The sequence below is a fragment of the Listeria sp. SHR_NRA_18 genome (assembly GCF_003856515.1).
GTDB lineage: Bacteria > Bacillota > Bacilli > Lactobacillales > Listeriaceae > Listeria_A > Listeria_A newyorkensis.
The window spans coordinates 1-8,271 of the sequence record NZ_QPKR01000019.1; the positions used below are offsets into that span (position 1 = coordinate 1).

Sequence of the window (8,271 nt, forward strand, 5' to 3'; positions counted from 1 at the left end):
GCTCTATGTTGAATATATACACGTTGAACTCCAGCTGATTGTTTTCAACGCTCTTGGCCATCATCTGTACCCCACGTGCTACCAATTCATTGTTGCGAAATATTGGTTTGACCTGGTACCTTACATGGTTTTTTGTTTGCTTGATATAGTCCGCAACTTTATTTTCATATAGTAACATTGCTGGTGTGTTGAGGCTGCGTGTTCCGGTCATTAAATTTTTCAAATTATTATTTTCTCCAGTTAACTGGAATCCGATCAGGTGGCACCGATTATACAGCCAGCCAGTCGGAACTTTTTTATTTTTCCAGCCTGTTGGATCGACGTATAGTGGTTCTCTTTCCTCGGTCGGCATCATGTCCTTGCTTAACATTGCGTTAGCAACTCCCACACGGTTTAGGCCATCAAGTGGTGAAAAATGTTGCCATGATCCTTTTGCTAGTGACAGATCATTTTCTGTAAACTCCGCTTTATTTGCATTCACTGTGACGACTTGATTTTTGTAGTCATATTCTAAGCTTGCTAGCTCCGACTTTTGACTGACATTCAGTAGTGGATCGCTCTTTTCCCCAAAACTTGGAATAATGTCCCCCTTGTATGCTACAGTCCCACTTATAATCACGATTAGAATAGATATAATGAATTTTTTCACGTTTCAACAACTCCCTTTTCTTTTTTTAGATCAGAACTTGCTTTCGCAAGTTCTGATAAATTAATGTCAGTCGTTTGCTAACAACTCACTTACAAACTCGTTATCTTCCTTGCTCCATGCTGGGTAATATGGCGAAATGAAAAATTCTCCCTTATCGTCAATTTCTAAAGCAACTTTTCGTAATCCTTTAACGAAATAAAATACGGGTTTTTTCTTCCACTGTGTAACCTTTCCGCTATCAATAAGGGCTTGGGTTTTTGGACTGAACACCGCATTTTCTGCTTGATTTTCCATTTCTTCAAGCCTCGCGATTTTTCTTTTAAGCTTTGTTATATCAGCTCCAAGCGTTTTCATTGGGATATCCGGCTTTGTTTTGTTGTAAGCTTTTGCTTTAACATTTGCTTCTTCCAATTCTTCCAGTTTATTTCTAAAGTAATCTAAGTTGTTCACGCTCGTTTTGGCTCCAACCGTTGCGTATTCCGAAGCGCCTACTACATGCACATCTTTGATTAGCTCATTTTTTTGCTTAAATCCTTCCACTTTTTCTAGCATGTCTATTCTGCCTTCTTGTTTTTTCTGTTCTTCCCATAATTTAATTGATTTGGCATATTTTCTTTTGACATCTTTGTAAATATCGCCTCTACCGATGATGTTTGGCTGTCCAAATGGTATCCGGTCATTTTCGGCACGTATCGCTTTCGCAGTTTCTACTTGTTCTCTTTTAATCCGATCCAATTTTGATTGCGCTTGCTCGATTTTTGTTGCCATGTTTACCAGTCCTTTTCTTTTTATTTTTTTGGTTTTCAACCTGTTTTTTTAGGTTGTTTTTCTGAGCCGAAAAAGGGAATGCCTTTTTTCGAATATTTATAGTTCCCCCACTCTTTGATTTGATATGGTCCGTTTTTTCAGTGTAGTTATCTTCGCCTGACTGTCCGTTATTCCTGGAGGCCAAAAAAGACAAGGGAGTGCTGTAGTAAAAAGTTTTTTAGCGCAGCGTTAAGAAAAAGTTTTTACGCCCCTTGTCTTTTTTGGCTGGAAGGAATAGGATACCAAAGGCGAGGATAACTACGTTCACTGAAAAAACGGAGCATATCAAAGAGTAGAGAACGAAATAATCGGAAATCGCTCTGGCATTCTTGCTCTTGACCTTGACTTTGAACTTGCTTTTGATCTTATGTACTTGATTTACTTCTTTTGATTTGTTCTATTGTGAATACTGAATAGGCGCTTTCCGATGGGAAAACGCCTACTGTAAGTCTTGTGACACATGAATTTTACCGCATTCTTTTAATATTCTTATGTTCCATTTTTTGAATTCTTCGTTCGTATTTTACTTCTTGAAAATAAGCCGCCAACTCACCAGCAGTAACAACGCTTGTTTCTATGACTCCCTGTTCATCTTCACTGTTTGCTAGTATGGCCAGAGCTGTTACAATAAATGTCTTTTCATACTTTTCTTTCTTGTCTAGCTTAAACTGTATTTTTTGGATCTGCCCCTCGTCCTGATAAATGCACTCTTGTAAATACGCTTGTATATTTTTTTTGAGCTTCATTCTTTGGTGCTCACTGACTACTAGCATCGTTAGTCCGATGCTAATGGCTATTACTATTGCGATTGTCATCATTTATTGTTCCTCCTTTTTAATAAGCTTCGTTTGTCCCAAAACGATTATTGACGAGTTGAGCTCCTTCATCATATATCGGTGCTTCTTGATCTCCGTATTCTGCATGCACTGACTGTTGATTTTCTTGTTGTTGGTGTTGGTGTCCTTGTTTTGCTGCTGATCTGCTTCCTTTACTTTCTAAATATTGAATGTCGTCCGCAAGTACTTCCATTGTATATACTTTATTCCCATTCTTATCATCATACTGTCGTGTTTGATTTCCTCCAGTCACTGCAATTAAGCTTCCAACTACTTGAAACTTGCATAGATTTTCTGCTGGTTTTCCCCAAATGACACAAGGGATAAAGTCGGCCTGATATTCCCCATCTTCATTGGCATATTTTTTGGTGACAGCCAAAATAAAATTACATACCGCTTTTTTTCCATCCTTTGTATCAATAAATTTTAATTCCAATTGGCGTGCGATTCTCCCGATTAATTGTACTCTATTCATTTTCATTTTTTATTTCCTCTTTTCTCATTTTTATTTTTGGTTCAGGTCTTGCACTAATTCTGATAGTTTTGTTGCAAAATTATCAAAATGTACAATCACAAAATTGGGATAGCTTTTTTGTTGCTTGTGTTCCATTTCTGCCCATAGGTTCATTAGTTTTGTCTGAATGGCTGCGGTCGGGACGACATAAATAATTTTGTCATTTTTGGTATACTTGTCCTCCAGAATTTTTAAATAGTAGGGCAAAATACGCTGCGTGTACCTGGTCAAACTTTTAAGCGTCAACTCAACCTCGAAATGCCAAACGACATCGATCTCTTCTTGTAAGGATAGAAATTCAAAATCAAAATCAGGAACTTTATAAACCCTCCCTTTCGATTCTTTTGCTTCTTTTCCATCTTTCATTTCAAAAACAAGTCGGCGCTCACTAATAATGCTGTTCAAATAAGGATGGCTGCCTAAGCAAGTCAATCCTTCAATCAACATATCATTGATTTTCAAGCAGTGCTCAATGTTGTAATAAGGATTTTTTAGCACCGTATAGTTTGATCCTAAGAACTCGATGCCATCTTTCGTGATGTAATACACGATTGATTTTTTATAGCGATAATCCAGCATACGTTGAATAAAATAGTGTTCTTCTAAAAAAAGCAATATTTTATCATACGTGCTTTTGGCCAACTCTTTTTCGGTTGCAATAAACTGTTTGATCTGCATTTTAGAAATGATTCGCAATTCATTGATGAGAGATAAAATCCGTGTGTAATTGGCCGTATTTGATTCCGGATCAATATAATAGTGACTGAACAATTTTTGATAGCTCACTTTTTAAGGCTCCTTTCTTTTTATTCCATTTGTTTCTCAAGAAGTTTGCAAGGCAACACTGTTTGGGAAACAAATGGCCACCAACCGACAGAATGAAGGGCGGTAGCCAAAAATGCGGCAACTTGCCAAAGGCAAGTTGCTTCTTATTCCAAACTTTCAGAATGAAAGATTGGACCTCTTTGCTTTACTTCCCTGTGCTCTTTCACTTATCTTTTGAACTTCGAAGCAATCGGCCTTGCCGATTGCTTCCATCTCCCCCTTCCTTCAAGTTTTTGGTGAAGGAAGGGGGTTGGGGGGTTGGTAGTTGTTGCTCTTTTCTCTTGACCTTTTCTCTTGACCTTTCTCTCCTCTCTTATTATTTATATTTCTTATCTCTCTTTTCTTTTTCCTCTGTTTTAGTGTTCTTTTTTTCTCTCCCTCTCTCGTTTAGTCTGGCTTTATTTGCTGTAATCCTGACCATTTTCTCTCTATATGGTTGTCAAACCATGTAGAGAGAAAATGGTCAGGATTTTTTCGCTTGCGAAAAAAGTAAATGAAGCCAGACGCCCCAACGAGAGAGGGAGAGAGAGAAAAAAAGAACACGTGGCTACCAAGCCACCCGCTTTAGAGCTCTCCTCGAAGCCTACCAATGAGCCTGCCCTTAAACCTATGAAACTGCCTCTCTTACTTTTTTCGACTGTTTACGGCTTTCTGACGTAAACTGTATGTGGTTCTTCGTATTCTTCACTTGCTTTGCGGTAGAAAACAAACTCCCCTTTTTTCAACTCTTTGATGGTATCTGGATGTATTTTAAAGCTTGATACTTCCCGCTTAGAACCCTTATCACCGGACCAATTGATGCGATTTGCGTTTCCGAATCCTGCTTCTTGTTGGATAACTTCTGTCAATTCAGTGTCTTTAAATGTCCCAACAAGCTTACTCATATATTCGGCTTCCTCCGGATCATTCAAGCGTCCGATTAAATAGGTATTCGCATTCCCGACTAGAATTTTCGCTAACAATTCATTTTTCAGCTTTAAATCAGTAATCGTTTGTGGCGAGAATACCGCATGTATTCCGGCACCACGCGTCTTATTTACCGTGTCCATAAAGTTATCCGAAATGTACGTAGAAGGCTCATCACACATGAAAAAGAATGGTTTCAACGCATTATCTTCCCCTTGTTGGGTTAATCGATCAATCTGTTTGTAGCGATACGATGCTAAAAAGTTTACTTCACCGACAAAGAAATGCGCTAATGATTCTATAAACTCTTGATAAATGAGTCCATTCAATGCGACATACACGATGGCATCTTCGGCATCTACTTCCATTAAATCTAGTTCATTCCCTTTGCATTCTGTCGTATCAAAGAGATAACCAATTTCACTCTTCAACAACAAATCAACGTTGGAACGAAGGTTTTCCGATTGCGAGTACAAGCTGAAAATTCCACCCTCGCTAGGCTCGTAACTCTCGAACAAATCAAAGAATAGTGATTGCAAGCCTGGTGTCATTTCCTTCTTTACCATTTTTAATCGCCTATAGATGGGTATCTTTTTGAGCAATTGTTTGATGGTATCGCCTTGTTCGGGATGTTTATGGGCAAAGTTTTGTCGCGCCATTAAGCGCCCCCTTGTACCAATTACTTCGTCTTCTTCGTCTGCTTCTTTCTTTTTTTCTGCTCGTTTCTCCGTTGTTGTTAGTTCCTCGTTCGATTCTTCCATCAGTGCATCGAACAAGTCGCTATACCGATTATAGAGTTTATCGTAGTCTATATTGTTCCAGTCAATCGTTCCTTCAAGCACTTCTAGCGCATATGGCCCATTCAGCAATTTCGAAAATGTTGGAAAATCACGTTTTAATTTTGGTGCCTGATCCATTAATTGTGTCGTAAACATCAACAGTTTTTCTGCTGCTATCGAGTAGAAAGTACTCTCTGTCTTCGCTAATGAAATGAGTTTATCTTTAATCACGACACTATTTCCATATTTCATTGGATTATAGCGTAAGTCGTGTTCATCCGTGAAAACCTTCAACGGTCGATTGTGCTTTCTTGCATATTCTTCGACAGACCGTCTTGTATCTGGGCTTCCTTTTCCATCAATGAATAGGACTGGATTTGCCATTCGACCAGCATCATCTAAAAATACTTCAAGTAACGTTGTTTTACCAGAACCCGTTGTACCTGCAACAAACGTGTGTTGATTCATTTCTTTTCGCGGTAACCAAGCATCTTGCCCGTACTCGTCCATACCTATATAGATGGACTCCAAACGCTGCGTATTCCTTTTAGCAATGTTTTTTTTACTGCCCTTTGTTGTCGCCTCGGCATACGGATCATCAATCTGTGCTGCGTTCCGAAAGCGGTGCTTTCTCCTTTCTAAGTATTCTTTGGAGCTCTTGATTCGATTTCTCCGTTGCTCGGCTGTCTCAATTTTTTGTTTATCAGCTAAGATAAACAAAAGCATGATAAGACACGCAAACAAAACACCTCCTGCAATGAAAGCAGGAAGTGTCCCCCATCCTATCGTCAATGGACTACCAATTTGTTGCATTGGGAATAATTCATATGCCGATAAATACGATCTCGGCATCCATTTTGCAAAAGCAACAGCATTCAAAAGGAGTAAAAAACCACTCCCCATCCAAAAATATTTCTGATACCCATAGAGCAGTGGCTCATAGGTTACACTTGCCCCACGTTGCTTTCGATCCACCACAAAATGATAGTAAAGCAGTGGACTAACGAATAAAAAGCCAGCAATCACAAATGGATAAAAGACAAATCCGATACAAGCGATTATAATACTGGTTGCTTGTAAGCGTGTCTTTGGCTCCTCTTTTGCGTTTCTTCCTTCATCTTGACCGAATAAATTTTTATTTAACACCTTCTATCCCTACTTTCTTCTTTGTTGTTGTCGAGGCTTTGCTGGCGCTTTTCTTCTTGTCGTACTCGCTTGAGAGACACGCGTTGGTTGATCTACCTTTCGTTTCGAAGGCACATTGTGTTTCACCCGCGGGCTTCGTTTCGGTGGTTGCACGCTTCCTTTCGAACGTTTCGAAACGGATGCTTGTGGTACCGAAGGCTTGATTTGCCTCGTCCCAGCGCTTGGTTTTATAGGTTGTCTTGCTCCAGCTACAGAACGATTCGCTTGTCTCGCCTGCACATGTTGGCGTGCTGGTTGGCTTCTAGTTGGTTGTCTACGTGCTTCTGGATTTCTTGGTGTTCTTGGTCTCTCTGGAACCTTGTTGACTTGTTGTGGCTGGCCTTTTTTACTTACTTGTTGTTTCGCTGGTGCACCCGTTGATACATAATTTCCACTTCTTGCTCCAGAAGCTTCTTGTAGTTTGTTCCTTCGCTGGCTCTGCATCCCTGTTCTTACAATTCGATTCCGATCCGTTGCGGCTTCGGCACGCTGCGCTCTGTCTCGCCGTATATTTTCATGTTTTTGTTGAATTTCTGCCCCTTTTTCTTGTCTCCTTTGCTGGCTTTCCGTGATCGCCCCATCTTTGCCATGACCAATTGGTACATTGGCAAATGTTTTCTCCAAGTCTTTTTCCTTCTGACTTCGAGCTTGGCGCGCTTGACTATCTTGCATTCTTTGCTGCCCTTCTTCGTTGGCTGCTTTCTGTTGCTTATAATCCTGCTGCATACTTTTCCGCGCATTATTTAATTTCTTAGCCATATTTTGTGGTGTTCGAATGAGCGAACCGAATTTGGTAGCACTTGTTTTCTTAGGCCCATCTTCTGGATTCGTTTTCCCATCATTTTTAGGATCATTCTTACCACCCCCATCATTTCCATCACCACTCCTTGCATCTGGTTTCACTTTAGAGCGTGGGTGCCTAAACTGTTGCATCATGGCATAGGCTGTTACTTCTTTATTGGAGAAGGTAGCCAACAATAGCATAAACAGAAATTTCCGGAAGAAGTAGAGTCCTATTGGTAGTAGCACATAAAACAAAATCACGACAATTTTAATAAATACGTTGTCGTAATCATTGCTTGTTCGATAGGCTAGCATCATGTAACTAACGTAAAACAACGCTAAAAATGTAATGGCTGCTTTCATCAGAGAGATGGTTAAATAACCTTTGGCAATGTTTTTGAATGGATTGATATTGCTGCTGAACATCGCAAAAAATAACGTGAATAAGCTAAGTGGAAACAAGAATATGAGGAGAAATCCGAGCATATTTTTGACTAAGAATAGTAAAAAATAAATGATAAATTGTACAACGTTCAGCAACAGGAAGAAGACAATCAGTAACGCTTGACCGATACTTTTCTTCCACCCCACGTTCGTATTGTTTAACGTATCGTACTCGATTTTAGCCACTTCTGACACAAAGTCTTCATCTACTTTAGACGAATCACCATTTCCCATTAATAAGCCTGCTCGTTGGTACGTCTTACCGTTGTACGTAATCGTAAGCTCGTTAATCTTATCTAAATTACTCGTACCATAGTTTGCGATTAGGTAGGGTGTGATGACATTTGCATTAAAAATGGCTGCTTCTATCGTTTTCCCACCAGTCTTTCCTTTCATCGCGCTACTCGATGTGGAACCATCGATAATGGGGACTTTCTCCACTAGCTTATTGGCAATCGCCGTATCTACTTCGGTCGCCAAGGTCATGACTTTTTTACTCTGCACGGAATCTTTCATCACGACAAAGCACGTTGTCACAAGCAC

Annotated in this window: 7 protein-coding genes; all 7 read right to left on the bottom strand. The window is 39.7% G+C overall.

The window, feature by feature from the left end:
- Positions 1 to 649, bottom strand: a 649-nt coding sequence (locus tag DUK53_RS16590) for a DNA/RNA non-specific endonuclease (RefSeq protein ID WP_124893115.1), incomplete at its 3' end; no start/stop codon positions are given.
- Between the two features lie 66 nt (positions 650 to 715).
- Positions 716 to 1,456 carry a hypothetical protein gene (locus DUK53_RS16595; protein WP_236637320.1) on the bottom strand — a complete coding sequence of 247 codons (741 nt, stop codon included), beginning with the start codon at positions 1,454 to 1,456 and terminating at the stop codon, positions 716 to 718.
- A gap of 467 nt (positions 1,457 to 1,923) precedes the next feature.
- Complete coding sequence (locus DUK53_RS16600; protein ID WP_124893117.1) at positions 1,924 to 2,274, bottom strand: hypothetical protein; 351 nt, start codon at positions 2,272 to 2,274, stop codon at positions 1,924 to 1,926.
- Positions 2,275 to 2,290: 16 nt separating this feature from the next.
- Positions 2,291 to 2,773, bottom strand: coding sequence for a single-stranded DNA-binding protein (locus DUK53_RS16605; RefSeq protein ID WP_124893119.1), 483 nt, complete (start codon positions 2,771 to 2,773; stop codon positions 2,291 to 2,293).
- Between the two features lie 24 nt (positions 2,774 to 2,797).
- Positions 2,798 to 3,592 carry a replication-relaxation family protein gene (locus DUK53_RS16610; RefSeq protein WP_124893121.1) on the bottom strand — a complete coding sequence of 265 codons (795 nt, stop codon included), beginning with the start codon at positions 3,590 to 3,592 and terminating at the stop codon, positions 2,798 to 2,800.
- A gap of 680 nt (positions 3,593 to 4,272) precedes the next feature.
- On the bottom strand, positions 4,273 to 6,462 hold the full coding sequence (locus DUK53_RS16615; protein ID WP_124893123.1) for a TraM recognition domain-containing protein: 2,190 nt from the start codon (positions 6,460 to 6,462) through the stop codon (positions 4,273 to 4,275).
- A 9-nt stretch (positions 6,463 to 6,471) separates the two neighbouring features.
- Positions 6,472 to 8,271 (bottom strand): hypothetical protein (locus tag DUK53_RS17610; protein ID WP_161564259.1); only part of this gene is annotated, 1,800 nt, incomplete at its 5' end.

Bases quoted from the DNA above. Each gene is read 5' to 3' on its own strand.
- DUK53_RS16600 (WP_124893117.1), bottom strand. From the start codon at position 2,274: ATGATGACAATCGCAATAGTAATAGCCATTAGCATCGGACTAACGATG.
- DUK53_RS16605 (WP_124893119.1), bottom strand. From the start codon at position 2,773: ATGAAAATGAATAGAGTACAATTAATCGGGAGAATCGCACGCCAATTG.